Source organism: Falsiroseomonas sp., assembly GCF_051859025.1.
Classification (GTDB): domain Bacteria; phylum Pseudomonadota; class Alphaproteobacteria; order Acetobacterales; family Acetobacteraceae; genus Falsiroseomonas.
The window spans coordinates 125,099-149,778 of record NZ_JBHYGL010000037.1; the positions used below are offsets into that span (position 1 = coordinate 125,099).

Consider the following 24,680-nt stretch of genomic DNA (forward strand, 5'->3'; position numbering starts at 1 on the left):
TTGGGTGAGATCGTGGCGCAGCCCGGCGCGAGCCCCTATCCTGCGCCGCACCGAAATTCGGAGACCCCCTTGTCCCTGCGCGCCGTCGCCCTGGCCGCCCTGCCCTTCGCCCTCGCCTGGCCCGCGCAGGCGCAATCCTTCGAGGGGCCGGTCACCGGCACGCTGGATTGCCCCGCCCGCAGCCTGTTCGACAGCGGCAGCACGCCGGTGCGCGGCCAGGTGCGGAACGGGGAGATGACGGTGACGCTGCCGGAGATGGTGGTCAGCGGCCGCATCCTGAACCTCGGCGCGGCGGCGGTGCGGCTGGAGGGTGAGACGCGGCAGATGACGGCCGCCTTCACCGGCGTGGTCCTGCCCGGCGGGCAGCTCCATGCGCGCGGCCTGGTCGGCGACCGCCCCTGCAATCTGAACCTGGCGCTGTCCACCGGCGCGGCGCAGCAGGCTACCCCGCAGCAGGGCAGGCCCACAGCCCAGCCCGCCGTGACCGGAGGCAGCCTGGAAGGCCCCTGGGCCGGCACGGTGAGTTGCCCGACGCGCGACCTCTCCGACAACGGGGAGATGCAGGCCCGCGGCACGGTGACGAACAACGTGCTGTCCCTGGCATTCGAGGATGTGCGAATGGCGGGCCGCATCCTGGGCGTCAGCCCGACGCCGCTGATGCGCCTGGATGGCCAGGGGCCGCGCAGCGGTGCCGCCAGCTTCGATGCCCTGGTCGTGACGCCCCAGCGCATCCATGCGCGCGGCCTGGTCGGCCAGCAGCCCTGTAACGTCACGCTGACGCCCGCGCGCCCCGCCGCCGCCCCCATCCAGGCGGCGCCGCGCCCGCCGGTAGCGCAGCCGCCGGTCCAGCAGGCCGCGCGCCCGCCGGTGGATGCCGGCATCGGCAAGCCCGGCGGGCCGATGAGCCAGCAGGGGCTGGGCGGCGGGGATGAGAAGCCGCCGCCACTGGGCGCCGCACCCGTGTTCGTGCCGCCCGCGCCGCCGCCGGAGCCGCAGCGCCCGCCGCCGGTCGCCAGCGCGCCACGGCCGGTGCTGCCGGGTGCCGCCCCGGCGCCTGCCCCGGCGCCCACCCCGGCGCCTGCCCCGGCGCCCGTCGCGCGCCCGCCCGGCCCGGCGGCCGCGGATCAATTGGCCTGTGCCCTGGCGGGCACTTGCCCGCCACCTCAACGATAGATGGGCACTTGCCCGCCGCCTCAACGATAGATGGGCACTTGCCCGCCGCCTCAGCGGTAGGGGTCAGGCCGGCTTCGCGACCGGCGCCCGGCGGCGCAGCCGGGTCAGCGCGAAGGCCGCCGCGGCGCCCGCCGCCAGCACGCCGATCGCGACCAGCGGGCGGTAGAACAGCCAGGCGATGGCGATGACGCTCGGCGCCAGCAGCAGCGTCAGCACGCCGGCCACCAGGCTGGTGCCGAAGCCGACCAGCCAGCCCAGCGGCGGGATCACATCGGCCAGCACCTTCACCGGCCGCATCAGCAGCGCGAAGGCCACGAACATCAGCACCGCCCCCACGACGCGCAGCACCCAGGTGAGGATCGCGTTCCCCTCCTCCGCTGCGCGGAACATCTCCGCTGACGTGCGGCGGCCTGGTTCCACCATCATCAGCCGGTCGCCGGCGCGGGTGGCGTAGGGGGCGAAGCCGTCGCCGGATTGCGCGGCGATGACGGACAGTGCCTCCGGCCGCGCAGCGGACCAGGTGATGCGCAGATCGCCGATGCGGGGATTGGCGGGATCGGCGCCGATGTAGCGGAGGCTGTCGCCCGTCGCGCCGGGGGGCGACAGCGTCTCGTTCGCGGCAATGGCCGAGAGTTGCGCCTCCGTCAGCCGGAAGCCGTTCAGCGTCACGCCCTGGGCCACGAAGCTGCGGCTCGTCTGGCGCGGCGTGGGGTTCTGGTGGCCGTCGGGCTGGCGGAACCGGGACGAATCGATGCGGCCCTCCGCCCAGCCCCTGGTGTAGCGGTACGTCGTCACCGTCTCCGTCCCGCCGCCGAGCTTGTTGCGCGTCTCGCTCTCCTGCTCCTCCTTCCACTGGAACATCTCCACGCTGCGCGCCAGGCGGAGGGTTCCATCGGGCGCGGGCGCACCGAATTCGGGGTCGCGCGGCGGCGTCGCGATCCGCGCGGGACCGGCGACATGGACGAGCCTGCCCTCATTGGCGCGGTCCAGGCGTTCCACCGCCAGGACCAGGCCGGCGCCCTCCGCCAGGGATTGCGCGGTCTGCACGGCGCGGCCTTCGTTCCAGAACAGCAGGGCGGAGGAGCCGGGGACCATCACCAGGCCGATCAGCAGCCCGGTCAGCGCGCCCCCGAGGCGGGAGAACCAGGACTGGCTGGTGGTCTCGGTGACGACATCATTGATGTCCACGGGCATGGCGCAGCACTCCTTCGCTGACCGATCCGTAACAGGATTGGATTGCCTGTCCATTGCCGCCAGGGGCGCGGCGATGTCGTGCGGTTTCGGGCGGGGCTGGCTGGCCGTGGTGGTTGGGGTGGGGTTAGATGACCGCATGAAGTATTCGGCCCTCGCCATCCTGCGCCATGCGCTGACCGGCAACCGGTCCTGGAAGCCGGTCTGGCGCCAGCCGGAACCACGCGCAGCCTATGATACGGTGATCGTCGGCGGCGGCGGGCACGGCCTGGCGACGGCGCATTACCTGGCGAAGCTGCACGGCATTACCGATGTAGCGGTGGTGGAGAAGGGCTACCTCGGTTCCGGCAATGTCGGGCGCAACACCACCATCATCCGCAGCAACTACCTGCTGCCCGGCAACACGCATTTCTACGAGCACAGCATGAAGCTGTGGGAGGGGCTGGAGCAGGACATCAACTACAACGCCATGGTCAGCCAGCGCGGCGTGCTGAACCTGTGCCATAGCGACGGCCAGCGGGATGCCTATGCAAGGCGCGGCAACGCGATGCGCATCGCGGGCGTGGATGCGGAACTGCTGGACGCGGCGCAGGTGAAGGCGATGCTGCCGCTGCTGAACACGGACAATCCGCGCTTTCCCGTCAAGGGCGGGCTGCTGCAACGCCGCGGCGGCACGGTGCGGCATGATGCCGTCGCCTGGGGCTATGCCCGCGCCGCCGACCAGCGCGGCGTGGACCTGTTGCAGAACACCGAAGTCACCGGCATCCGCGTCGAGGGTGGCCGCGTGCGGGGCGTGGAGACGAATCGCGGCTTCATCGCGGCGAAGCGCGTGGCATTGGCCGTCGCGGGCAACACCTCCCGCGTCGCCGCCATGGCCGGGCTGCGCCTGCCGATCGAAAGCCATGTGCTGCAGGCCTTCGTGAGCGAGGCCGTGAAGCCGATGATCGATTGCGTCGTTACCTATGGCGCCGGCCATTTCTACGTCAGCCAATCCGACAAGGGCGGCCTGGTCTTCGGCGGCGACATCGATGGCTACAATTCCTACGCCCAGCGCGGCGGATTGCCGGTGGTGGAGGATGTGATGGAAGGCGGCGTGCAGCTCTTCCCCGCCATGTCCCGCCTTCGCTACCTCCGCCAATGGGGCGGTATCATGGACATGTCGATGGATGGATCGCCCATCATCGACCGCACGCCGGTCGAGGGCCTGTTTCTCAATTGCGGCTGGTGCTACGGCGGCTTCAAGGCGACGCCGGCTTCCGGCTGGTGCTTCGCCCACACCATCGCGACCGGGCAACCGCATCCCCTGAATGCCGAATTCCGCCTGGACCGCTTCGCCAGCGGCGCCGTGCTGGATGAGAAGGGGGTCGGCGCGCAGCCGAACCTTCACTAGCCATGATGATACCCTGCCCCTTCTGCGGCCCCCGCGGCAGCGCCGAATTTTCGACGATCGGATCGAAGCCACCGCCACGTCCGGCGCCCGATGCGCCGCCCGAGGCGTGGCATGACTACGTCAACCTCCGGGACAATCCCGCCGGGCTGCATGACGAGCTCTGGCAGCACGTGCATGGCTGCCGGCAATGGCTGGTCGTCACGCGCGACACGCGCAGCCACGCCATCGCCGTCGTGAAGGCGGCGCGCGCATGACCAGGCTCCCCACCGGCGGCGCGATCGACCGCGCCACCACGCTGCGCTTCACCTTCGACGGCCGCGGCTACATGGGTCATGTGGGCGATACCCTCGCCTCCGCGCTGCTCGCCAATGGCGTCACGCTGGTCGGGCGGAGCTTCAAGTACCATCGCCCCCGCGGCATCTGGGGCATCGGCACGGAGGAACCCAACGCGCTGGTGGAACTCCGCGGCGGCGCCAGGCGCGAGCCCAACACGCGCGCGACGGTGGCGGAACTGTTCGACGGGCTGGAGGCCACATCCCAGAACCGCTGGCCCAGCCTGCGCTTCGACGCGATGGCGGTGAACGGCATGCTCGGCCCCGTCTTCTCCGCCGGCTTCTACTACAAGACCTTCATGTGGCCGGCCTCCTTCTGGGAGAAGGTATATGAGCCGCTGATCCGCCGCGCCGCCGGCCTCGGCCGCGCGCCGGATGCACCGGACCCCGATGCCTATGAACGCTCGCATCTGTTCTGCGACGTGCTGGTGATCGGCGCCGGTCCCGCCGGCCTGGCGGCGGCGCTGGCCGCCGCGCGCACGGGCGCCCGGGTGGTGCTGGCGGATGAGGATTCGCGCGTCGGCGGCAGGCTCCTCCAGGACCGGCAGGAGATCGATGGCGCCCCCGCCGCGCAATGGGCGGAGAAGGTGCTGGCGGAACTCCGCGCGATGCCGGACGTGACGCTGCTGCCCCGCACCACCGTCTTCGGTGTCTTCGATGATGGGCAATACGGCGCGCTGGAACGCGTGGCGGACCATCTGGCGGAGCCCCCGCCGGGCACGCCACGCCAGCGCGCCTGGACCATCGTCGCGAAGCGCGCCGTGCTGGCCGCGGGCGCGGTGGAACGCCCGATCGCCTTCCCCGGCAATGACCGCCCCGGCGTGATGTCCGCCGCCGCCGCGCGCGGCTACCTCAACCGCTTCGCCGTGCTGCCGGGCAGGCGCGCCGTGGTCTTCACCGCCGGCGATGATGGCTGGCGCAGCGCGGCCGACATGCTGGCCGCGGGCGCGGAGGTCACGGTGGTGGATGCGCGGCGGGAGGTTGCCCCCGCCGTCGCCGCGCAGGCGCCACGCGCGCGGCATATCCTGGGCGGCCGCGTCACCGGCACCACCGGCCGCCTGGCGCTGACCGGCGTGGAAGTCGAAGGCGCTGGCAGGATCGAGGCCGATCTTCTGGCCGTCGCCGGTGGCTGGAACCCGACTCTGAACCTCAGCGCCCATCACGGGGGCCGCCCCGCCTGGAACGACGCCATCCACGCCTTCACCCCCGGCACGCCGCCCCCTGGCCTGGCCGTGGCCGGCGCCGCCGCCGGCCGCCTGACACTCGCCGCCTGCCTGGCCGATGGCGCCGCCGCGGGCCTGACGGCGGCGCGCGATGCGGGCCATGACGGCCAGGCCCTGACCCTGCCGCGTGCGGATGACGAACCGGCATCGCTGGTGCCCTTCTTCCATGTGAAGGGCGGGCGCGGAAAAGCTTTCGTCGATTTCCAGCACGACGTGACGGCCGACGACATCGCCCTCGCCGCGCGCGAGGGTTTCCGCAGTGTCGAGCACGCGAAGCGCTACACCACCCTCGGCATGGCGACGGACCAGGGGAAGACGGCGAATGTCGTCGGCCTCGCCATCCTCGCGGCCGAGACGGGACGCACCATTCCCGAGACGGGCACGACGATGTTCCGCCCGCCCTACACCCCCGTCGCCATCGGCGCGCTCGCCGGCCACCATGTCGGCCGCGCCATCAAGCCCACCCGCCGCACGCCGCTGCATGACTGGGCCAGGCGCAACGGCGCGAGCTTCGTGGAAACCGGCCCCTGGCTGCGCGCCGAATGGTATGCCCGCCCCGGCGAGCGCGGCTGGCGCGACAGCGTGGACCGGGAGGTGCTGAACGTCCGCGCCGCCGCGGGGGTCTGCGATGTCTCGACGCTCGGCAAGATCGAAATCGTCGGCCCCGGTGCGGCCGCGCTGCTCGACCTAGTCTATGCCAACGACATCTCGACGCTTCCCGTCGGCCGCATCCGCTACGGCGTGATGCTGCGGGAGGACGGCTTCGTGATGGATGACGGCACCTGCGCCCGCCTGGCGGAGGACCGCTTCTTCGTCACCACCACCACGGTCAACGCGGGGAAGGTGATGCAGCACATCGAGTTCTGCCACCAGGTGCTGCGCCCGGACCTCGATGTCGCCATCCTGTCGGTGACGGATGCCTGGGCGCAGGTCTCGCTGGCGGGGCCGCGGTCGCGCGACGTCCTCGCCGCCATCACCACGGCCGATGTCTCCAACACAGCCCTGCCGCACATGGCCTGTGTGGAAACGACGGTTGCCGGCGACATTCCCGCACGGCTCTACCGCCTGAGTTTCTCCGGCGAACTGGCCTATGAGATCGGCGTCCCGCCCGATGATGCCGAGCGCTTCATGGAGGCGCTGATGCAGGCCGGCACGCCGCATGGCCTGGCGCCCTATGGGACGGAGGCGCTGGGCGTGCTGCGGATCGAGAAGGGCCACGCCGCCGGCAGCGAACTCAACGGCCAGACCACCGCGGGCGATCTCGGCCTCGCGCGCATGCTGTCGAGGAAGAAGGACTTTCTCGGGTGCGCGATGGCGAAGCGGCCCGCGCTGGTGGACCCCGCGCGGCCCGTGCTGGTGGGGCTGAAGGCGCTGGACGGCGCGCAAATCATCAAGGCCGGATCGCATCTGCTGGAACCCGGCGCCGCGGTCAGCACGGCGAACACGCTCGGCCACGTCACCTCCGCCTGCTGGTCACCCCATCTTGGCCACATGGTCGCGCTCGCGCTGATCGCGGGCGGTACCGCGCGCATCGGCACGCGCATCCGCGTGTTCGATCCCATCCGCGGCGGCGATGCGGAGGCGGAAGTGACGAGGCCCGTCTTCGTCGATCCCGAGGGAGGGCGCAGCCGTGGCTGAGATCGGCGTCACGCTCACGGATCGCCGGCGCCTCGGCCTCACCGCCCTGCACGGCCCCGCGGATTTGCTGCCGGGCCTGCCCAGCGGCCCCGCCGCCGTGGTGCTGCCCCAGGGCACCGCCATCTGGACCGCGCCGGGCCAATGGCTGCTGCTGCATCCCCGCGATGCCGCGCCGGCTGTGCCGCAAGCGCATCGCACGCCGCTCACCGGCGCGCGCCGCATCATCACCGTCGCCGGCCCGCGCGCGCGGGAGGCACTGGCGACCTTCCTGCCCATCGACCTCCACGACAGCGCCTTCCCCGATGGCGCCGCCGCCAGCACCATCGGCGCCTACATCCCCGTGCTGGTCTGGCGGGAAGGCGATGCCTTCACCCTGGCCTGCTACCGGTCCTTCGGCGATTCGCTGATGGAAACACTCGTGACCGCATCCCACAGCCGCGGCCTCATGCTCGCCCCAACGGATTGACCCCATGCCCTTCTTCGAACGCGGCGATGTGCGCATCCACTACGAGGAAGCCGGCAGCGGCTTTCCCATCCTGATGATCCCGGGCGGGGGCCTGAACTCCACCATCCCCTTCCTGACGCAGAAGGGCCCCTTCAACGCGCTGGCCGAGTTCAGCGACGAATTCCGCTGCATCACGCTCGATCTTCGCAATGCGGAAGGCGGAGGATCCTCCGGCCCGCTGGAACCCGACCGCCCCTGGGACTGCCACACGGATGACCAGCTGGCGCTGATGGATCACCTCGGCATCGATCGATTCCTGGTGCTGGGCTTCTGCATCGGCGGGCCCTTCAGCTGGAACCTGCTGAAGCGCGCCGCACATCGCATTCCCGCCGCCATCCTCGCCCAGCCCAGCGGCTTCCGGCCGGAAAAGCCGACGCTGTTCTACGACAACAACATGGCGGGCTGGGGCCCCGCGCTGGTCGCCCGTCGCCCCGACATCACGATGGATCAGGTGGAGCGCTACCTCCGCCGCATGTATGCGACCGATCCCGATTTCGTCTTCACCGTGACGCGCGATTTCGTCGCTTCATGCCAGACGCCGGTGATGATCCTGCCGGATGACGTGCCCGCGCATCCCTACGCCGTCGCGATGGAGGCCGCGATGCTGGCGCCGCAATCGCAGATCAGCCTCTATCCCTGGAAGGACCCGCCTTCGCGCATCCCGGTCGCCATCCGCCACATGCGGAGTTTTCTCCGCGCGCACACGCCGCGCTGACTACAGGCGGCGAAGCGCCTCGATCGCCTCTTCCGGCCGCTCCACCGTGATGGCGCCGGCGGCGGCCAGCGCCGCGAGTTTCGCCGCCGCCGTCTCTCGCTCCGCCCCCGCCAGCGCGCCCGCATGGCCCATGCGCGTGCCGGCCGGCGCGTGCCGCCCCATCACCAGCGCGACCAGTGGCTTGCCCAGCGCGGGCAGCGCGGCGGCCAGCGCGTATTCCTTGTCACCGCCCAACTCGCCGCAATACAGCACCGCATCCGTCGCGGAATCCTCCGCCAGCGCCGCCAGGTATTCATGCGGGTTGCGGCCGATCACCAGGTCGCCGCCCATATGGATCACGGCGCGCTGGCCGATCTCCGCCTCCGTCAGCAGCCGCGCAATCGCCAGCGTCAGCGTCCCGCTGCGGCACAGCAGCGTCACGCGGCCCGGCCTGATGAATTCCGGCGCGATGGAGCCCAGCAGCACCTGCCCCGGCACCGCCAGCCCCAGCGTGTTCGGCCCCACCAGCCAGCACCCCGCTTCCCGCGCGATGGTCGCGGCCTTCAGGCTGTCATGCACCGGCACGTATTCCGCCGCGGCGACGATCAGCGGGATGCGCGCTGCGCAGCAATCCCGCACCGCATCCAGCACCCCATCCGGCGGCGTGTAGAGCACCGCCGCATCGGGGGCTGCATCCAGCTGCGACAGTTCATCCAGCAGTGGCAGCCCGTCCTGCGACGTGCCGCCCCTCCCCGGCGCGATTCCCGCCACGATGGCGGTGCCCGCGGCCCGCATGGCGGCCACCTGCGCGCTGGCATAGCGCCCGGTGGGGTTGACGATGACGACGCGCTGAGGCGCGGTGTGCAGGAAGGTCGGTGTCATGGGGGGCGGAGCATGCGGTTGACGGAGTGGGACGGCAAGGTGGCGCTGCGCCGTCACGGCATCGCGCTGCCCGATGCCGTGCTGATGGAAGGCGATGCGCCGCCGCCCGGCTTCGACGACGCGGTGGTGAAGGCGCAGCTCCTCGAAGGCGGGCGCGGCAAGCGCGGCCTGGTGCGGCGTGCGGAGGGCGATATCCCCGGCACCGCGCGCATCATCCGCGGCATCCTCGGCACATCAGCGCCCCTGATGCTGGAACAGCCCGTGGCGATCGCGCAGGAGATCTTCCTGGCGCTGCGCGTGGACGGCACCGCCCAGGCCATCGAAGTGCTCTGCGCGCCCGAAGGCGGCGTGGAGGTCGAGAGCGCAGCGCCGCCGCTGCGCTGGCACATCCTGCCCGAATCCCCCGGCGCCATCGCCATCAGCCTGCGCCTCCTTCGCACCCGCTTCACGCCCGACATCGCCGCGCGCCTCGCGCGCCTCGCCGTGCGACTCGCCCGCGTGATGGTGGCCGAGGACCTGGAGAGCCTGGAGATCAATCCCCTCGCCCGCCTCGCCGATGGCACGCTGCTGGCCTGCGACTGCAAGGCGGTGCGGGACGAAGCCGCATCCTTCCGCCACGACGCCGCCGGTACCGCACTATCCGCGGCGCTGGAGGAAGCGGCGCTGACGCCGCTGGAACGCCGCGCGCGGGACCAGGGCTTCCAGATGGTGGAAATCCCGGGCGGGCGCGTCGCGATGGTCACGGCCGGCGCGGGACTCGGCATGATGATGCTGGACCTGCTGGGCGATGCCGGCTGCCCCGCCGCGTGTTTCATGGACAACGCCCAGGGCGGCCCCGCCGAGACCGCCGTCCAGCGCTTCGCCGCGGCCTTCGAGATGGCGGAAAGGCCCGGCATCGACGCCGTGCTGTTCTACACCACCCTCGCCTCACGCCCCCTCAAGGGCCGCGTGGAGGCGTTGGCGGCGGCGCTGCGGGAGAAGCCGTCCCCCAAGCCGCTTTTCGTCGGCCTGGCGGCAGGCCACGCCGCGCTGGCGGGCTATTCGATGGAACGCGCGGCCGCGGACCTCGCCGCCGTCGGCGTCACGGCGCTGGAAGCGGACCCGCATGCGCTGGTCCGCCGCCTGGCCGCGACCATCGGCGGTTCATAGCACCGCATAGACATCGTAGACGGGGCCGTCAGGGAAGCGATGCCCGACGGCCACGGCCAGCAGCCGGTTAAGCCATTCATGCGGGCCCGACCCCGTCTCGAACCGGATCGCCGTCCGCATGTAGTAGCTGCCCGGCGGCACCTGTTCACCCGCCGCCATCCGCGCCGCGACATCCGGCGGAGCATGGCGCACGCCCTGGTAGGTGATGCCGATCACCTGCCCATCATTGGCCTGCAGCACCGCCCGCACATCGAGGCGCGTCGCACCGTCGCCCCCCGTCAGCAGCCAATCCGCCCCGCCGGGCAGGACCACGCCGTGCAGCCCCGGCCCGTGGAAGCGCCCCCCGGTGATGAGGCCGATGCGGCGGTCACCCAGCGGCATGTCGCCGATGATCTGCGGCGCGGCCACGGCGATTTCCATGCGGAAGAGGAAATCGGTGGCAAGCTCCATGCGCTCCACGGGATTGCTCACCGCTGCCGCCAGGGCAGGCCATCGGCCTTCCATCCCGCGACGCTGCCGCGATGCCCTTCCGCATCCACCGGTCCCTCGAAGCCATCCGCCACATTGAAGGCGTGCGGAAACCCCGCGGCCTGCGCGGCCTGGCCGGCCGCCAGGCTCCGCGCGCCGGACCGGCAGATGAAGTAGAGCTTCGAGGCCGGCGACGCGCCGGCGCGACGCAGATGCTCGGCGAAGGCGCCGTTCATCTGCATCGTCGGATAGACCTGCCAGGGGATCAGCACGACCTGCTTGCCGAGTTCGGAAACATCCGGCACGCCGACGAAATTCCATTCCGCGTCGGTGCGCACATCGACCAGCACAGCCTCGGGATCCTCGGCCAGGGCCTGGAAGGTGGCGCGGGGACTGACATCCGGAACACCGGGCATGGGGGAATCTCCCTCGGAGTTGAATGGGCCCAGGATGGCCAAAGCCATACCTGGCGGCAACCTTCGCGGCGCCCCGGCCTTGTCTGCCGGGACACTGCAAGGGACCCGTAGCACTCATGTCAGGCATCACACAGGAAGACCGCATATCGCCGACCGGCCGTGATATCGAATTGACCGATACCGACATGCCGCTGGCCGATCAGCGCGACCACATGGGCCGGCCCATCGCCAACACGGCGGGCGAGGCCTTTCGCCAGGATTGGCCCTGGATCCTCGCGCTCCTTGCGCTGATCGCCGTCGATCTCGCCGCCCTGGCCGGCTATCTGCGCTGACGCGCCTCAGGCGGTCTCGCGGAATATTTCGCGTCCGATCAGAAGGCGCCTGATCTCGCTGGTGCCGGCGCCGATCTCATAAAGCTTGGCGTCGCGCAGCAGCCGCCCCGCGGGGTAGTCATTGATGTAGCCATTGCCGCCGAGGATCTGGATGGCATCCAGCGATGCCTTCGTCGCGGCCTCGGCGGCGAACAGGATGGCGCCCGCCGCATCCTTGCGCGTTGTCTTACCGCGGTCGCAGGCCTTGGCGACGGCGTAGACATAGGCGCGGCACGCATTCAGCTGCGTGTACATGTCCGCCACCTTGCCCTGGATGAACTGGAATTCCCCGATCGGCTGGCCGAACTGCTTGCGGTCATGGATGTAGGGCACCACCAGGTCGAGGCACGCCTGCAGGATGCCGATGGGCCCCGCCGCCAGCACGGCCCGTTCATAGTCGAGCCCCGACATCAGCACGCGCACGCCACCCCCCACGGCGCCCAGCACATTCTCCTCCGGCACCTCGCAATCCTCGAAGACCAGTTCACTGGTCGGGCTGCCGCGCATGCCGAGCTTGTCGAGCTTCTGAGCCGGGCGGAAACCCTTGAACCCGCGCTCGATCAGGAAGGCGGTGATGCCCTTCGGCCCGGCGGCGGGATCGGTCTTCGCATAGACCACCAGCGTCTCCGCGTAATGGGCATTGGTGATCCAGAGCTTGGTGCCGTTCAGCACCCAGCGATCGCCGCGCTTCTCCGCCCGCAATTTCATGGAGACGACGTCGGAACCCGCGGAGGGCTCGCTCATCGCCAATGCGCCCAGATGTTCCCCGCTGATGAGCTTCGGCAGATAGCGGCGCTTCTGGTCCTCCGTCCCGTTGCGGCGGATCTGGTTGACGCAGAGATTGCTGTGGGCACCGTAGGAAAGCCCGACGGAGGCACTGGCCCGGCTCACCTCCTCCATGGCCACGCAATGGGCGAGGTAGCCCATACCCGCGCCGCCATATTCCTCCTCCACCGTGATGCCGTGCAGGCCGAGCGCGCCCATTTCCGGCCAGAGGTAGCGCGGGAATTCATCCGTGCGGTCGATCTCCGCCGCGATGGGCGCGACGCGGGCATCGGAGAAGGCACGCACGCTGTCGCGCAGCGCATCGACCTCATCCCCCAGGTCAAAATCGAGCAGCGGAAGCTGGTTGGCGGACATGGGTTCAGTCCTTCGTCGCGAATTGCCGGCGCAAAACGCCGCGCATGATTTTTCCCGTGGTCGTCTGCGGAAGGCTCTCCACGAACTCCACCTGCCTAGGGTAGAGATGGCCGGCAAGGCGCGTGGCGACGCTACGCTGGATGTCCCGCGCCAGCGCATCATCCGCCGTGATGCCGGGCTTCGGCACGACAACGGCGCAGACACGCTCCGTGCGCAGCTGGTCGGGCAGGCCGATCACCGCGACCGCCGCGATGGCGGGATGCGCCATCAGAAAATCCTCGATCTCGCCCGGGCCGATGCGATAGCCGGCGGAGGTGATGACATCATCGTCGCGACCGACGAAGGTGACATAGTCCTCCTCATCCATCACCGCCTGGTCGCCGGTCAGCAGCCATTCACCGTGAAACTTCGCGGCCGTCGCCTCCGGCCTGTTCCAGTAGCCCAGGAACATCACGGGGTCAGGCGCGCGGATGGCGATGGTGCCTTCAACGCCGCGCGGCAGCACCGCACCATCGGGGCCGAGGATCGCGACCTCATGCCCCGACACCGGCTTGCCGATCGCGCCCGGCTTCGGCGGGAACATGCCGGCGCAGGAGGAGATGGTGAGGTTGCATTCGGTCTGGCCGTAGAACTCGTTGATGGTGAGCCCGAAGGCGCCGCGCCCCCATTCCAGCATCTCCGCGCCCAGGCTCTCTCCCCCACTCCCGATGCTGCGAAGACTGACGCCGAAACCGATGGGGTCCGGCACCTGGCGCAACATGCGCAGCGCGGTCGGGGGCAGAAAGGCGTTGCGCACGCCGTGGCGCGCCATGAAACGGAATGCGTCCTCGGGATCGAATTTCCGCATGCGGTGCGCGACCACGGGAATGCCGTGGAACAGGCTCGGCAGCAGCACATCCAGAAGGCCGCCGATCCAGGCCCAGTCCGCCGGGGTCCAGAAGCGGTCGCCGGGCTGGGGGAAGAATTCCTGCGGCATCTCCACCCCCGGCAGGTGGCCGCGCAGCACACGATGGGCGTGCAGCGCGCCCTTGGGGCTGCCGGTGGTGCCGCTGGTGTAGATGATCAGCGCGGGATCGTCGGGCCCACTGGCGACGCAGTCGTGGCGGTCGCTGGCGGGTTCGATCATCGCCGCCAGGACGCCGACATCCAGCACATGGCGCAGATCGGGGAGTTGGCCGCGAATGCGCGCGATCTTCGCCGCGCCTTCATCGTCCGTCACCAGCGCCACGGCACCGCAATCCGCCAGGCGATAGGACAGCGCGTCCTCACCGAACAGCACGAAGAGCGGCACGGAGATCGCGCCGATGCGCCAGGCCGCGAGATGCGCCAGCAGCGTTTCCTGGCATTGCGGCAGCAGCACGCCGATGCGGTCGCCGCGCCTGACACCCATGGACAGGAACAGGTTGGACAGCTTGCAGGCGCGGCGGCGGAGTTCGTCATAGTCGATGCGCAGCGCGGCACCATCGGCCAGCACTTCGATCATCGCGACACGCCCGCTGCCATCCGCCCAGCGATCGCAGACTTCCTCCGCCAGGTTGCAGCGCGCGGGGATGTCCCAGCGGAAGGCGGCGCGGATGGCTTCGTAGCTGCCGCCCATCATGCCGGGCGCGTGTCGTCGATCACCTTGCCATCATTCGGCAGGGCGCCGGGCTCCACCAGGTCGATCACGCCGCGCAGCCGCGTGTAGCCCTGCAGGCTGCGCGCCAGGCTCTCCACCAGGCTGGCGTCGCGCACCGGCGATTCGACGCGCAGCACCATCCTGTCCCGCGTCTCATCGATCCCGATCACCAGGCGTGCACGACCGAGCCCGGGATGATCCCGCATCACCGCCGCCACCTGTTCCGGCCGCACGAACATGCCGCGCACCTTGGCCGCTTGGTCCGCCCGCCCCATCCAGCCCTTGATGCGCATGTTGCTGCGCCCGCAGGGCGAGGTCCCCGGCAGCACGGCGGAGAGGTCGCCGGTGGCGAAGCGGATCAGCGGATAGGTCTCGTTGAAGGTGGTGACGAGAACCTCGCCAACCTCGCCCTCCGCCACCGGATCGCCAGTGCCGGGGCGGACGATCTCCAGCAGCACATCCTCATCGACGATCAGCCCCTCTCGCGCCTCCGACTCATAGGCGACGAGGCCGAGGTCGGCGGTGCCGTAGCTCTGCAGCACCGTCATGCCGCGCGCGGCGTAGAAGGCGCGCAGCGCGGGCAGATAGGCGCCGCCCGTGACGTGGCCGAGCGTCAGCGAGGAGAGGTCGAGCCCCAGCGCATCGCCCGCTTCGAGGATCGCCTTGAGAAAATCCGGCGTGCCCGCATAGCAGGTCGGTCGCAGATGCGCCGCCGCCCGCGCCTGGCTTTCGGTATTGCCGGGCCCCGCGGGAAACACCGGGCAGCCCAGCGCCCGCGCGCCTTCCTCCAGCATCATCCCCGCGGGGGTGAAGTGGTAGGCGAAGCAGTTGTGCAGCAGTTGGCCTCGTCGCAGCCCCGTCGCATGCAGCGCGCGCGCGAAGCGCCAGGGGTCGCGCCCCTCCGGTTGCGGTTCATGGATCGGACCTGGCGAAGCGAAGACGCGCGGCAGGTCGCCCAGCGGCCGCGTCGTGAAGCCGCCGAGCGGAGGTGCCGAAGCCTGCGCCTCGATCAGCGCGGATTTGCGCGTCACCGGCAGCAGGCCGAGCGCCGCGCGGTCCGTCACCGCCGCCGCATCCACACCCGCCAGCAGCGTCGCATAGGCGGGCGCGCGGGCCTTCGCATGGGACACCAGGCGCGGCAGCGCGATGCGCAGCGCATCCTCCCGCACCTCGGCGCTCCGCGTCTCGCGATCGTCGTAATGCCCCGTCACAGCCACCGCTTCCGCCGCTTGTAGGATTTCAGGTTGCGGAAGGATTTCCGATCGGCGCCATGGCCGCCGAGGTAGAATTCCTTCACATCCTCGTTGTTCGCCAGCGCCTCCGCCGATCCGTCCAGCACGACCTTCCCCTGTTCCATGACATAGCCGTGGGTAGCGACGGACAGCGCCATGCGCGCATTCTGCTCCACCAGCAGGATGGTGATGCCGAGGTCCTCGTTCAGCTTGCGGATGATGCCGAAGACCTCCTTCACCAGCAGCGGCGACAGGCCCATGGAGGGCTCGTCCATCAGAATCAGCTTCGGCCTGGCCATCAGCGCGCGACCGATCGCCAGCATCTGCTGTTCGCCGCCACTCAGGTAGCCCGCCAGCCCCGTACGTTCCTTCAGCCGCGGGAAGTAGTCATAGACCATCTCGATATCGCGCTTCACGCCGGCATTGTCGCTGCGCGTGAAGGCGCCGAGGCGCAGATTCTCCAGGCAGGTCATGTCGCTGATGATCCGCCGCCCCTCCATCACCTGGAAGATGCCCTTGCGGACGATCTGATGCGCCTCGATCCCATTCAGCCGTTCGCCGGCGAAGCGGATATCGCCGCGCGTCACCTCCCCTTCCTCCGACTTCAGCAGGCCGGAGATCGCCTTCAGCGTCGTGGACTTCCCCGCGCCATTGGCGCCGAGCAGCGCCACGATCTTCCCCTTCGGCACCGCGAGCGAAAGCCCGCGGAGCACCAGGATCACATCATTGTAGACGACCTCGATGTTGTTGACCTCAAGCAAAGGCGGCTCCCCCGTTGCCGGGGGAGCCTTCACGCCGAGGTCGATGGCCTCGCTCACCAGCCGAGCCAGTCGCGGCGGCGCTCAAGCTCCACCACCGTCACAGGCTCGACCTTGATGGTGCCCGCCTGCACCAGCTCCGCGACCGAGCCCGCGGCGGTATTGCCGCTGACGACGGCGCGATAGATGCCGACGCGGAGCGTGCCGCGATGGTCATCCGGCGCGAAGCTGGACGGGTTGCAGACGCCCTCGAAGCCGCGCGGCACCCAGTTCTGGCGGGCGTAGAAGCCCTCCCGGATCCGTTCCGCCGCCACCTGGCCGCCATTGGCGCCGGCGGTTTCCATCGCCTCCACCATCAGCATCGCGCTGCAGATGCCGGCGAGGTAGTGGACGGGGCGATAGGCCGTTCCGGCAGCGTCGGAGATCCGGCTGATCTCCCGCACCGCGCGCATCCCCGGCACATCCTGGCCCCAGACGGCGCCGGTGCGGACGGGGAAGACAACGCCATTCGCCGCCGTACCCGCGGCCTTCATGGCGTTCTCATCCATGCCCCAGACATTGCCCATGAACTGCACGTTCACGCCCGCCGTCTGGCACGCCCGCAGGACGGAGATGTTGGACCCCGCGGTATTGCCGAGATAGGCGTAGTTCGCGCCGCCATTCCGCAGCGTCAGGCATTGCGCGGTGTAGTCGCCCGGCGTCAGCGCGAACTGGATCGCGGGCAACACATCGAAGCCAAGCTCGCGCGCCAGCGTCTCACCCGCTTCCTTCGGTGAATTCGGGTAGGGGTGGTTGGCGCCCATGTGCACATACTTCGGCCGCCCCTGCTGGCCACGCGCGCGCCAATCCTGCGCCGCCCATTGCAGCATGGCGCGCAACGCATCGGAGTATGACGGGCCATAGAAGAAGTTGAAGGGCGATGCCTCCACGCCCTGCCGCCCGGACCGCCCCGCCGCATCCGTCAGCGACGCCGCATAGGACCCGCTGATATAGGGGATGCGATCGCGCGTGACGAAGCGCACCAGCGCTTCCGTATCCGCCGTGCCCCAGCCCTGGATGGCTACCACGCGCTGCCGCCCCGTCCAGGCCTGGTACTGGCTGACCGCGCGCGGCGCGGCATAGCCATAGTCGAAGCCGGAGACATCGAGCTGCCTTCCGTTGATGCCGTTGCGCGTGCGGTTCACCCACTGCAACGCGTCCGCGACGCCCTGGCCATAGGGCACGCCGACATCGCTGGTGGCGCCTGAATTATCCATGAGGTGGCCGACCGGAATGCGCTGCGCCGTGGCCGGCAACGCGGCCACCACCGCCGCCATGGCGCCCATCACCAGGTGCTTGATCTTCATCGCCTTGGTCCTCCCCTTCGCCGGCGTTAGGCCGGTCAATGTGAATACGGGTAGAGCTTCCAGTACGCCTTGATCAGGCGCCACCGCCTCGCGAGCCCATCGGGCTCGAAGATCAGGAACAGGATGATCGCAGCGCCCACCACCATCTCCCGCAGGAAGGAGATGGAGGCGCCGAGCCGCAGCGCCTGGTCGATCGCGCTGCCTGCCAGCGCCTCCGCCCCCCATTGCGTCACCTCCGGCAGCATCACCATGAAGGCCGCGCCCATCAGGCTGCCCATCACGCTGCCCAGCCCACCGATGATGACCATGCCCAGGAACTGGATGGAGAAGAGGATGTTGAAGGCCTCCACGCTGACGAACAGCAGGTAGTGCGCGTAGAGCGCGCCGCCGATGCCGGCATAGAGCGAGGCGATGCCGAAGCTCAGCGTGCGGTAATAGGCCAGGTTGATGCCCATCATCTCCGCGCTGAGGTAATGGTCCCGCACCGCCACCAGCGCGCGCCCGTCGCGGGATCGCATCAGGTTGGCGGCACCCACGAACATGATGACCACCCAGGCGAGCGTCAGGTAGAAATAGGTCTCGTCGCGATCGAAGGCGAAGCCGAACAGCACCGGGCTTTCCGTCATCCGCCCCGCCACGCCACCGGTGAACCAGCGCGCGCGGGCGAAGAAATCCTCCAGGATGAATTGCGCCGCCAGCGTCGCGATGGCGAGGTACAGGCCTTTAAGGCGGGCCGCCGGCGCCCCGAAGACCAGCCCGATCAGCGCCGTGATCGCGCCCGCCAGCGGGATGCAGAGCATGACGGGGATACCGAGATGCTCATGCAGCCAGGCGGAGGTGAAGGCACCCAGCCCGAAGAAGGCCGCATGCCCGATGCTGATCTGGCCGGTGAAGCCCACCAGGATGTTCAGCCCGAGCGCCGCGATGCCGAGGAAGCCGATATTGATCAGCAGGCTCAGCTCATACCGCCCCAGCAGCAGCGGCGCACAGCACAGCAGGGCGAGCCCCACGAACAGCGCGATGCGGCTGTTGCGCGTGGGGAAGATGGTCGTGTCGGCGCGATAGCTGGTGCGGTAGTCACCCGCGGGGGTCATCGCGACCATCGGTCAGACCCGCTCGATGTTCTTGGTGCCGAACAAGCCGTAGGGCTTGATCAGCAGGATCAACACCAGCGCGTAGAAGGGCGCGATCTGGAACATGTTGCCCCAGTTCAGCCATTCGCTGTCGATGTAATGCGCCCAGTTCTCCAGCAGCCCCACGATCACGCCGCCGAGCACCGCGCCGATGATGCTGTCGAGCCCGCCCAGGATCACCGCCGGGAACACCTTGATGCCGTAGAAGGACAGGGCAGAGGACACGCCATTCACCACGCCGACGACGACACCGGCAACGGACGACACCACCGCCGAGATGGCCCAGGACATGGCGAAGACCTTCGGCACGGAAACGCCGAGCGACTGCGCCACCTGCTGGTCGAAGGCCGTCGCCCGCATCGCCAGCCCGTGCTTGGACGCCGTGAAGAACCAGCCGAAACCCGCCATGATGAGCAGCGAGATGCCGAGGCTCGCCAGGTAGACCGTCTGCACCTCAAGCCCCAGCACGCTGATGCGTTCGACCGTGAAGACCGGTGGAAACGGCTTGGCAAACACGCCGAAGATCCACTTCATCAGCGCCTGGAAGAAGATGCCGAGGCCGATGGTCGCCATGATGACGCTGATCACCGGCTCCCCGATCAGCGGCCGCAGCACCACTACCTGCAGCACCAGGCCGAACAGCATCATGAACACCAAGGTGAACAGGAACCCTGCATAGAAGGGCAATTGCCATTCTGTCAGGAACCACCAGCAGACCCAGGCGCCCACCAGCAGGAACTCGCCCTGCGCGAAGTTCACGACCTGCGATGCCTTGTAGATCAGCACGAAGGACATCGCGACCACGCCATACAGCGCGCCGACGATCAGCCCGTTCAGCGTGAGTTGCAGCAGCAGCGTCAGGTCCATCGTCGCCCCCTATTCCGCCGCCATGGCCGGCGCCGCCATATCCGTCACGATCACGCGCAAGGTGGTGCGGATGCGCTGCTTCGTGCCGTCCTGGAAGGCGATCGTCGTGTCCACGGGAATCTGTTCGTCGCCGCGATAGATCGCCGCGATGATGTCGCCGTATTTCTGCGCGATGACGCCGCGTCGCACCTTGCGCGTACGCGTCAGCTCCTCGTCATCCGCGTCCAGCTCCTTGTAGAGCAGAACGAATTGCCGGAGGCGCTGCGCCGGCGGCAAGGTGGCGTTCACCTTCGCCACCTCATCCCGCAGCAGGTCCAGCACCTGCTGCCGCGCCGCCAGGTCGGAATAGGTGGTGAAGGCGATGCGGTTGCGCTCTGCCCATTTGCTGACGATGGGGAAGCGGATGCAGATCATGGCCGCCAGGTGAGACTGCCCCGCGCCCAGCACCACCGCCTCCGCCACGAAGGGCGAGAATTTCAGCTTGTTCTCGATGTATTGGGGGCTGAAGCGATCGCCGCCGGATGTCTCCGCGATGTCCTTGATGCGGTCGATGACGACAAGCTGCCCGGTCTTGCCGAAATAGCCGGCATCGCCGGTATGCAACCAGCCATCGCGAAGATCGGCCGGCGCCTCCAGCCCGAAATAGCCGCTGAACATGTTGGGGTGCCGCGTCACGATCTCGCCCACCCCATTCGCGTCGGGCTCGTGCACGCGCAGCTCGACGCTTTCGTCGAAGGGCACGCCGACCGTGTCGAAATCGACCTCCCCCTTCCGGTGCAGCGTATAGGCGCCCAGAAGCTCCGTCTGTCCGTACAACTGCCGCAGCGGCACGCCCATGGCCTGGAAGAAGCGGAAGGTCTCCGGCCCCAGCGCCGCGCCGCCGGTCGCGGCGGATGTCAGGTTGGTGAAGCCGAGGCGATCCCGCAGCGCGCGGAACAGCAGCGTATCCGCCATGCCGGACCTCGTGCCCTTCGCCACCGCCTCCAGCCCCAGCTTCATGCCGAGGTCGAACATCTTCCGCTTCAGCGGTGACGCATCCATCACGCGCGCCCGCACCTCGGCCGCCAGCGATTCCCACACGCGCGGCGCGAAGAGCACGAAACTCGGCCCGATCTCCCGGAAATCGGCCATCATCGTCTCGGGCTCCTCGACGAAATTGACCTTCATCCGCGCGATCAGCCCCCAGCCGAGGACGTAGATCTGCTCCATGATCCAGGGCAGCGGCAGGACGGAGACGTATTCGTCATGCGGCCCCTTGGGGTCCGCCTTGAGGTAGGCCCGGCAATGCCGCACCAGCGCGCCGCTTGTCAGCATCGCCAACTTCGGCCGCGCCGTGGTGCCCGATGTGGTGCAGAGGATGGCGATGTCCTCCGCCTCCATCGCCGCCAGCAGCGCATCGTAATCGGCGGGGTCCTCGGAAGCCCCGAGCTTGCACAATTCCTCCGCCGCCATCAGCCGCGGGTCGTCCAGCTTCCGCATCCCGCGGGGGTCGCTGTAGATGATGCGCCGCAGGCCCGGCACCTGGTCCGATACCGCGAGCAGCTTGTCCACCTGCTCCTCATCCTCCGCGAAGACGATGGTGGCGCCGGCATGGGCGAGCAGATAGGCCACCTCCTCATCCAGCGCGTCGCGATAGATGCCAAGGCTGCGGCACCCCAGCGCGTGGGCCGCGATCTCCCCCATCACCCAGTCCGGGCGGTTGTCGCCGATCAGCGCGATCACCTCGCCCCGCTCCACGCCCAGGCGCTTGAGTCCGAGCGCGAACAGCCGCGTGCGCGCGTGGTAGTGGTTCCAGGTGAAGCTGCGCCAGATGCCGAACTGCTTCTCCCGCAGCGCGATCTCATCGCCATGCTTCGCGGCGTTGTCGGCAAGAATGCGAGGCAGCGTGTCGGTCATGCCTCGACCTCCACCTCATCGTCCACACCCAGATAGGCGCGCCGGACCTGCGGATGGGCCATCACCTCCTCCGGCAGCCCTTCCGCGATCTTCCGTCCGAAGTCGAGCACCATGACACGATGGGAAATGTCCATCACCACGCCCATGTCGTGCTCGATCATCAGCACGGTCATGCCCCATTCCTGGTTGAGGTCCAGGATGAAGCGGGCCATGTCCTCCTTCTCCTCCAGGTTCATGCCCGCCATCGGCTCATCCAGCAGGATCAGCTTCGGCTTCAGCGCGACCGCGCGCGCCAGTTCCACGCGCTTGCGAAGCCCGTAGGGCAGCGTACCCGCCTGCGCCTTGCGCACATGCTGGATCTCGAGGAAGTCGATGATCTCCTCGACCTCCGCGCGATGCGCCAGTTCCTCGCGCTGCGCGCCGCCCCACCAATACATCATGCCGCGCAGGAAGCCGGCCTTCAGCAAATGGTGGCGGCCGACCATGATGTTGTCGAGCACGCTCATATGCCCGAACAGCGCCAGGTTCTGGAAGGTGCGCCCGATGCCGAGCCCCGCGCGGCGGTTCGGCCCGAGCTTCGTGATGTCCTGTCCATCGAACAGGATGCGCCCTTCCGTCGGGCGATACCGGCCGGAGACGCAATTGACCATGGAGGTCTTGCCCGCCCCGTTCGGGCCGATGATGGAAAAGACCTCGCCCTTGCGGACGCTGAAGGAAACGTCGGTCAGCGCCTTCACGCCGCCGAAGCGCAGGCTCACGCCTTCCGCCGACAGAATCGGATCCTCGTCGGCCACGCCGCCGTGTCCCCCCTGGTTTGTCTCCTTGGAGGGAAGCTTACGCATGCGGCGCGGCCCGCCGCAACCCGTTACACCATGGCAGACTCGCTGCCCGTTTCCCGAGACATGTTCACGCGCTGGCGGCGCGCATCCGGATCGCCAGCGGGGGATCGTCGGTCGCGAAGATATCGACGCCGATGTCCAGCATCCGGCGGATGCTCGGCGCGTGATTGGCGCCCCAGGTGCCCACCCCCAGCCCCGCCGCGCGGCAGCGCGCCAGGAATTCGGCGTCGATCACGCCTTCCGTCACGCCGATCTCGGGGAAGCCGTGCTTCTTCGCCACCGCGATGATGCCGTCCAGGCCGATGTCGCGCAGCGTGGAGAGTTCCGACAGCCAGGCGACGCCCGCCAGGCCGCCGGCCTGCTGCGCCTCCGCCATCGTATCGGCCTGGAAGCCGATGATCCAGCTTCGCGCCCGCTGCCCGCCGGCATCCAGCGCCGCCATCACCTTCGGCACGATCCCGGGATGCGGGCGGTTGTCGGCATCGACCTTGATCTCGATCCGCGGCGCGACCGCGGACGGCGCCAGGATGGCCAGGTATTCCGCCAGCGTCGGCGGGGCCTCCCCCGCCGTGCCCCGCACGCGAACGCGGGCAAGTTCGGCGGCGCTGCGGGCGGAAACCGGGCCGCGCGTGTCGGTGGTGCGGTCGAGTGTCGCGTCATGCATCACGATCACCTCCCCATCCGCGGAGAGATGCACGTCGCATTCCGCCTGCTCGACCGCGAGGCCAGCAGATTCTCGGAAGGCCCGGGCGCTGTTCTCGGGCCAGAGGAAAAGGCCGCCTCGATGGGCGGCGATCAGGGTGCGGTTCGCCATGGGCGCGATTTTCGCCCGTCGCCATGACGAAATCCAGCCCCGGTCGGGAACCGTTGCCGGCCCTTCGCGCTTGGCCCGGGCACGGAGTTGTCAGCGGCGCCGGCCTCGATCGGGGGCATATTGCACCGCACCAATTCTCGTCAGCTGCCAAGGAATACCGCCCTGCGCCTCCCAGCCTCCCGCTCCCCCGCATGGGTCCTGGCGGAGACGGCGACCTCCGCCGTGTTCTCCCTCCTGTCGATGCTGGTCATCGGCCGCGTGATCGGGCCGGAGGCCACCGGCACGGGCATGGTCGCGATCGCGGCCTTCATGCTGCTTGATGTCGCCGGCGCCACGCTGTTCACCGATGCGGTCGTGCAGCACCCCAGGCTGACGCCCCGGCATGCCGGCAGCGCGCTGATCGGCGCCACCCTGGCAGGCTGCGTCGCGGCGCTGATCCTGGCGGCTGGCGCGCCCCTTCTGGCCAGCGCGGCGGACGCACCGGGCGTCACGGCGCTGGCGCTCAGCCTGGCACCGCTGCTGCCGCTATCCGCCTTCGCGGGCTGCGCCTCCGGCCTCGTCCTGCGGCAGCAGCGCTTCAAGCTGCTGGCGGCGCGGGTGATGCTGGGCCAGCCCTTGGCACTCGCGGTGGGGCTCGCCTTGGCCGCCCAGGGCTACGGTGCCTGGGCGATGATCGGCAACCAGGTGGTCGCGACCATCACGATCTTCCTGTTGATGGTCTGCTTCGGCCGCTTCACGGCCAAGCCCGCGATCGATCGCGCCTCGCTCGCCGCGCTCTGGCCCATCGCGGGGCCGCAGGTGCTCGCGGTGTTCGTCATGGTCGGGCGCTACCGGCTGTTCCTGCTGGCGCTCGGCCTCGTGACCACGGAGGCGGTGCTGGCGGTATGCCACTTCGCCTTCCGGATGCTCGATGCCGCGCTCGTGATGGTGTGGCAGGCGACCTCGCGCATCGCCATGCCGCGGCTCTGTGCCCTGCAGGGGGATGATCATGCGCAGGCCGAAGCCTTTGGTGACCTCGCGCAGTTGCAGGCGCTGCTCGGCATGCCGCTGGCGGCCGGCATCGCGCTGACGGCGCCGGATTTGGTGCAGGCGCTGCTCGGCCCCGCCTGGTACCAGACCGCGCATGCCGCGCAGATCGTGGGCCTCAGCGCCGTCATCACCTTCATCCATGGCGATACCACGAGCCTGTTCGTGGCGCGCGGCAAGCCGAAGCGGAACGTGACGGTCGCGGCGGCGGCCACGATCATCCCGCTGACGGCGCTGGCGATCTTCCAGCCCGCCACCCCGGCCGGCGTCGCCCTCGCCTGGGCATCGCAGGCGCTGATCATGCCGCCGATCCTCACCTGGATGGCACTGAAGGAGGTCAATCGCTCCGTCAACTGGCTGCTGGCGCGCATCGCGCCTGCCCTGGTGGCGACGGGCGCGCTGGCCGCCACCGTCATCGCGCTGGAACTCACGCTGCGCCTGTCGCCGATGGCGGAGCTGATCCTGGCGGCCGCGCTGGGTGCCGCCGTCTATGGCGCGGTGGCCTGGATGATGCTGCGCGGCCGCCTGCCACGCGCCCTGTCCCGCCGCGCCAGCATGATCGCCGCCGAATAGCCCGGA

The 24,680-nt window shown here is 69.4% G+C and carries 23 protein-coding genes; 9 read left to right on the forward strand and 14 right to left on the reverse strand.

The window, feature by feature from the left end; all coding sequences use genetic code 11:
* Nucleotides 1-69 precede the first annotated feature (69 nt).
* Nucleotides 70-1,173 (forward strand): hypothetical protein, encoded by a 1,104-nt coding sequence (locus ACTIE5_RS23680; RefSeq protein ID WP_439552191.1) that lies wholly within the window; start codon nt 70-72, stop codon nt 1,171-1,173.
* A gap of 63 nt (nt 1,174-1,236) precedes the next feature.
* Here ACTIE5_RS23680 and ACTIE5_RS23685 read toward each other — a convergent pair whose 3' ends face one another.
* On the reverse strand, nt 1,237-2,367 hold the full coding sequence (locus ACTIE5_RS23685; RefSeq protein ID WP_439552192.1) for a TMEM43 family protein: 1,131 nt from the start codon (nt 2,365-2,367) through the stop codon (nt 1,237-1,239).
* Nucleotides 2,368-2,503: 136 nt separating this feature from the next.
* On the opposite strand from ACTIE5_RS23685, the gene ACTIE5_RS23690 reads away from it, so the two are divergent.
* The 5 genes from ACTIE5_RS23690 to ACTIE5_RS23710 are packed head-to-tail and all read left to right on the forward strand — an operon-like array spanning nt 2,504 to nt 8,167.
* Entirely contained in the window at nt 2,504-3,754 is a 1,251-nt protein-coding gene (locus ACTIE5_RS23690) for a sarcosine oxidase subunit beta family protein (protein WP_439552193.1), read from the forward strand.
* 2 nt (nt 3,755-3,756) lie between these two features.
* Nucleotides 3,757-4,008, forward strand: coding sequence for a sarcosine oxidase subunit delta (locus ACTIE5_RS23695; RefSeq protein ID WP_439552194.1), 252 nt, complete (start codon nt 3,757-3,759; stop codon nt 4,006-4,008).
* A complete protein-coding gene (locus tag ACTIE5_RS23700; RefSeq protein WP_439552195.1) occupies nt 4,005-6,947 on the forward strand; it encodes a sarcosine oxidase subunit alpha family protein in 2,943 nt (980 codons plus the stop codon). The genes ACTIE5_RS23695 and ACTIE5_RS23700 overlap by 4 nt, the downstream gene beginning before the upstream one ends.
* Nucleotides 6,940-7,413 (forward strand): sarcosine oxidase subunit gamma, encoded by a 474-nt coding sequence (locus tag ACTIE5_RS23705; protein WP_439552196.1) that lies wholly within the window; start codon nt 6,940-6,942, stop codon nt 7,411-7,413. The genes ACTIE5_RS23700 and ACTIE5_RS23705 overlap by 8 nt, the downstream gene beginning before the upstream one ends.
* A gap of 4 nt (nt 7,414-7,417) precedes the next feature.
* Nucleotides 7,418-8,167: an alpha/beta fold hydrolase gene (locus tag ACTIE5_RS23710; RefSeq protein WP_439552197.1), complete on the forward strand. Its 750-nt coding sequence runs from the start codon at nt 7,418-7,420 to the stop codon at nt 8,165-8,167.
* On the opposite strand, the gene ACTIE5_RS23715 is transcribed toward ACTIE5_RS23710, so the two are convergent.
* Nucleotides 8,168-9,028: a CoA-binding protein gene (locus ACTIE5_RS23715; protein ID WP_439552198.1), complete on the reverse strand. Its 861-nt coding sequence runs from the start codon at nt 9,026-9,028 to the stop codon at nt 8,168-8,170.
* A gap of 12 nt (nt 9,029-9,040) precedes the next feature.
* Between ACTIE5_RS23715 and ACTIE5_RS23720 the strand changes: the two genes are divergently transcribed.
* On the forward strand, nt 9,041-10,177 hold the full coding sequence (locus tag ACTIE5_RS23720; RefSeq protein WP_439552199.1) for an ATP-grasp domain-containing protein: 1,137 nt from the start codon (nt 9,041-9,043) through the stop codon (nt 10,175-10,177).
* Here the strand turns inward: ACTIE5_RS23720 and ACTIE5_RS23725 are convergent.
* Nucleotides 10,172-10,648, reverse strand: a complete 477-nt coding sequence (locus tag ACTIE5_RS23725; RefSeq protein ID WP_439552200.1) for a DUF3237 domain-containing protein — start codon at nt 10,646-10,648, stop codon at nt 10,172-10,174. The two genes, ACTIE5_RS23720 and ACTIE5_RS23725, sit on opposite strands and share 6 nt — an antisense overlap.
* A complete protein-coding gene (locus ACTIE5_RS23730; protein WP_439552201.1) occupies nt 10,645-11,061 on the reverse strand; it encodes a rhodanese-like domain-containing protein in 417 nt (138 codons plus the stop codon). The genes ACTIE5_RS23725 and ACTIE5_RS23730 overlap by 4 nt, the downstream gene beginning before the upstream one ends.
* A 170-nt stretch (nt 11,062-11,231) precedes the next feature.
* Between ACTIE5_RS23730 and ACTIE5_RS23735 the strand changes: the two genes are divergently transcribed.
* Complete coding sequence (locus ACTIE5_RS23735) at nt 11,232-11,393, forward strand: hypothetical protein (RefSeq protein WP_439552202.1); 162 nt, start codon at nt 11,232-11,234, stop codon at nt 11,391-11,393.
* A gap of 6 nt (nt 11,394-11,399) precedes the next feature.
* Here ACTIE5_RS23735 and ACTIE5_RS23740 read toward each other — a convergent pair whose 3' ends face one another.
* From ACTIE5_RS23740 to ACTIE5_RS23785, 10 genes are all read right to left on the reverse strand, one after another.
* Entirely contained in the window at nt 11,400-12,572 is a 1,173-nt protein-coding gene (locus tag ACTIE5_RS23740; protein WP_439552203.1) for an isovaleryl-CoA dehydrogenase, read from the reverse strand.
* A gap of 4 nt (nt 12,573-12,576) precedes the next feature.
* Entirely contained in the window at nt 12,577-14,172 is a 1,596-nt protein-coding gene (locus ACTIE5_RS23745) for an acyl-CoA synthetase (RefSeq protein WP_439552204.1), read from the reverse strand.
* Nucleotides 14,169-15,401 (reverse strand): phenylacetate--CoA ligase family protein, encoded by a 1,233-nt coding sequence (locus tag ACTIE5_RS23750; protein WP_439552205.1) that lies wholly within the window; start codon nt 15,399-15,401, stop codon nt 14,169-14,171. The genes ACTIE5_RS23745 and ACTIE5_RS23750 overlap by 4 nt, the downstream gene beginning before the upstream one ends.
* Complete coding sequence (locus ACTIE5_RS23755) at nt 15,398-16,240, reverse strand: ABC transporter ATP-binding protein (protein ID WP_439552206.1); 843 nt, start codon at nt 16,238-16,240, stop codon at nt 15,398-15,400. The genes ACTIE5_RS23750 and ACTIE5_RS23755 overlap by 4 nt, the downstream gene beginning before the upstream one ends.
* The gene (locus ACTIE5_RS23760; protein WP_439552207.1) at nt 16,237-17,526 is read right to left on the reverse strand and encodes an ABC transporter substrate-binding protein; all 1,290 of its coding nucleotides are present in this window, start codon (nt 17,524-17,526) and stop codon (nt 16,237-16,239) included. Before ACTIE5_RS23760 ends, ACTIE5_RS23755 begins: the two co-directional genes overlap by 4 nt.
* A 35-nt stretch (nt 17,527-17,561) precedes the next feature.
* The gene (locus tag ACTIE5_RS23765; RefSeq protein ID WP_439552208.1) at nt 17,562-18,629 is read right to left on the reverse strand and encodes a branched-chain amino acid ABC transporter permease; all 1,068 of its coding nucleotides are present in this window, start codon (nt 18,627-18,629) and stop codon (nt 17,562-17,564) included.
* A gap of 3 nt (nt 18,630-18,632) precedes the next feature.
* The gene (locus tag ACTIE5_RS23770) at nt 18,633-19,526 is read right to left on the reverse strand and encodes a branched-chain amino acid ABC transporter permease (protein ID WP_439552209.1); all 894 of its coding nucleotides are present in this window, start codon (nt 19,524-19,526) and stop codon (nt 18,633-18,635) included.
* Nucleotides 19,527-19,535: 9 nt separating this feature from the next.
* Entirely contained in the window at nt 19,536-21,422 is a 1,887-nt protein-coding gene (locus ACTIE5_RS23775) for an AMP-binding protein (protein WP_439552210.1), read from the reverse strand.
* On the reverse strand, nt 21,419-22,216 hold the full coding sequence (locus tag ACTIE5_RS23780) for an ABC transporter ATP-binding protein (RefSeq protein ID WP_439552211.1): 798 nt from the start codon (nt 22,214-22,216) through the stop codon (nt 21,419-21,421). Before ACTIE5_RS23780 ends, ACTIE5_RS23775 begins: the two co-directional genes overlap by 4 nt.
* A 112-nt stretch (nt 22,217-22,328) precedes the next feature.
* Nucleotides 22,329-23,075, reverse strand: a complete 747-nt coding sequence (locus ACTIE5_RS23785; RefSeq protein ID WP_439552212.1) for a glycerophosphodiester phosphodiesterase — start codon at nt 23,073-23,075, stop codon at nt 22,329-22,331.
* A gap of 222 nt (nt 23,076-23,297) precedes the next feature.
* Here ACTIE5_RS23785 and ACTIE5_RS23790 point away from each other — a divergent pair, with 222 nt between their 5' ends.
* Nucleotides 23,298-24,674, forward strand: a complete 1,377-nt coding sequence (locus tag ACTIE5_RS23790) for an oligosaccharide flippase family protein (RefSeq protein WP_439552213.1) — start codon at nt 23,298-23,300, stop codon at nt 24,672-24,674.
* The last annotated feature ends 6 nt before the right edge of the window (nt 24,675-24,680 follow it).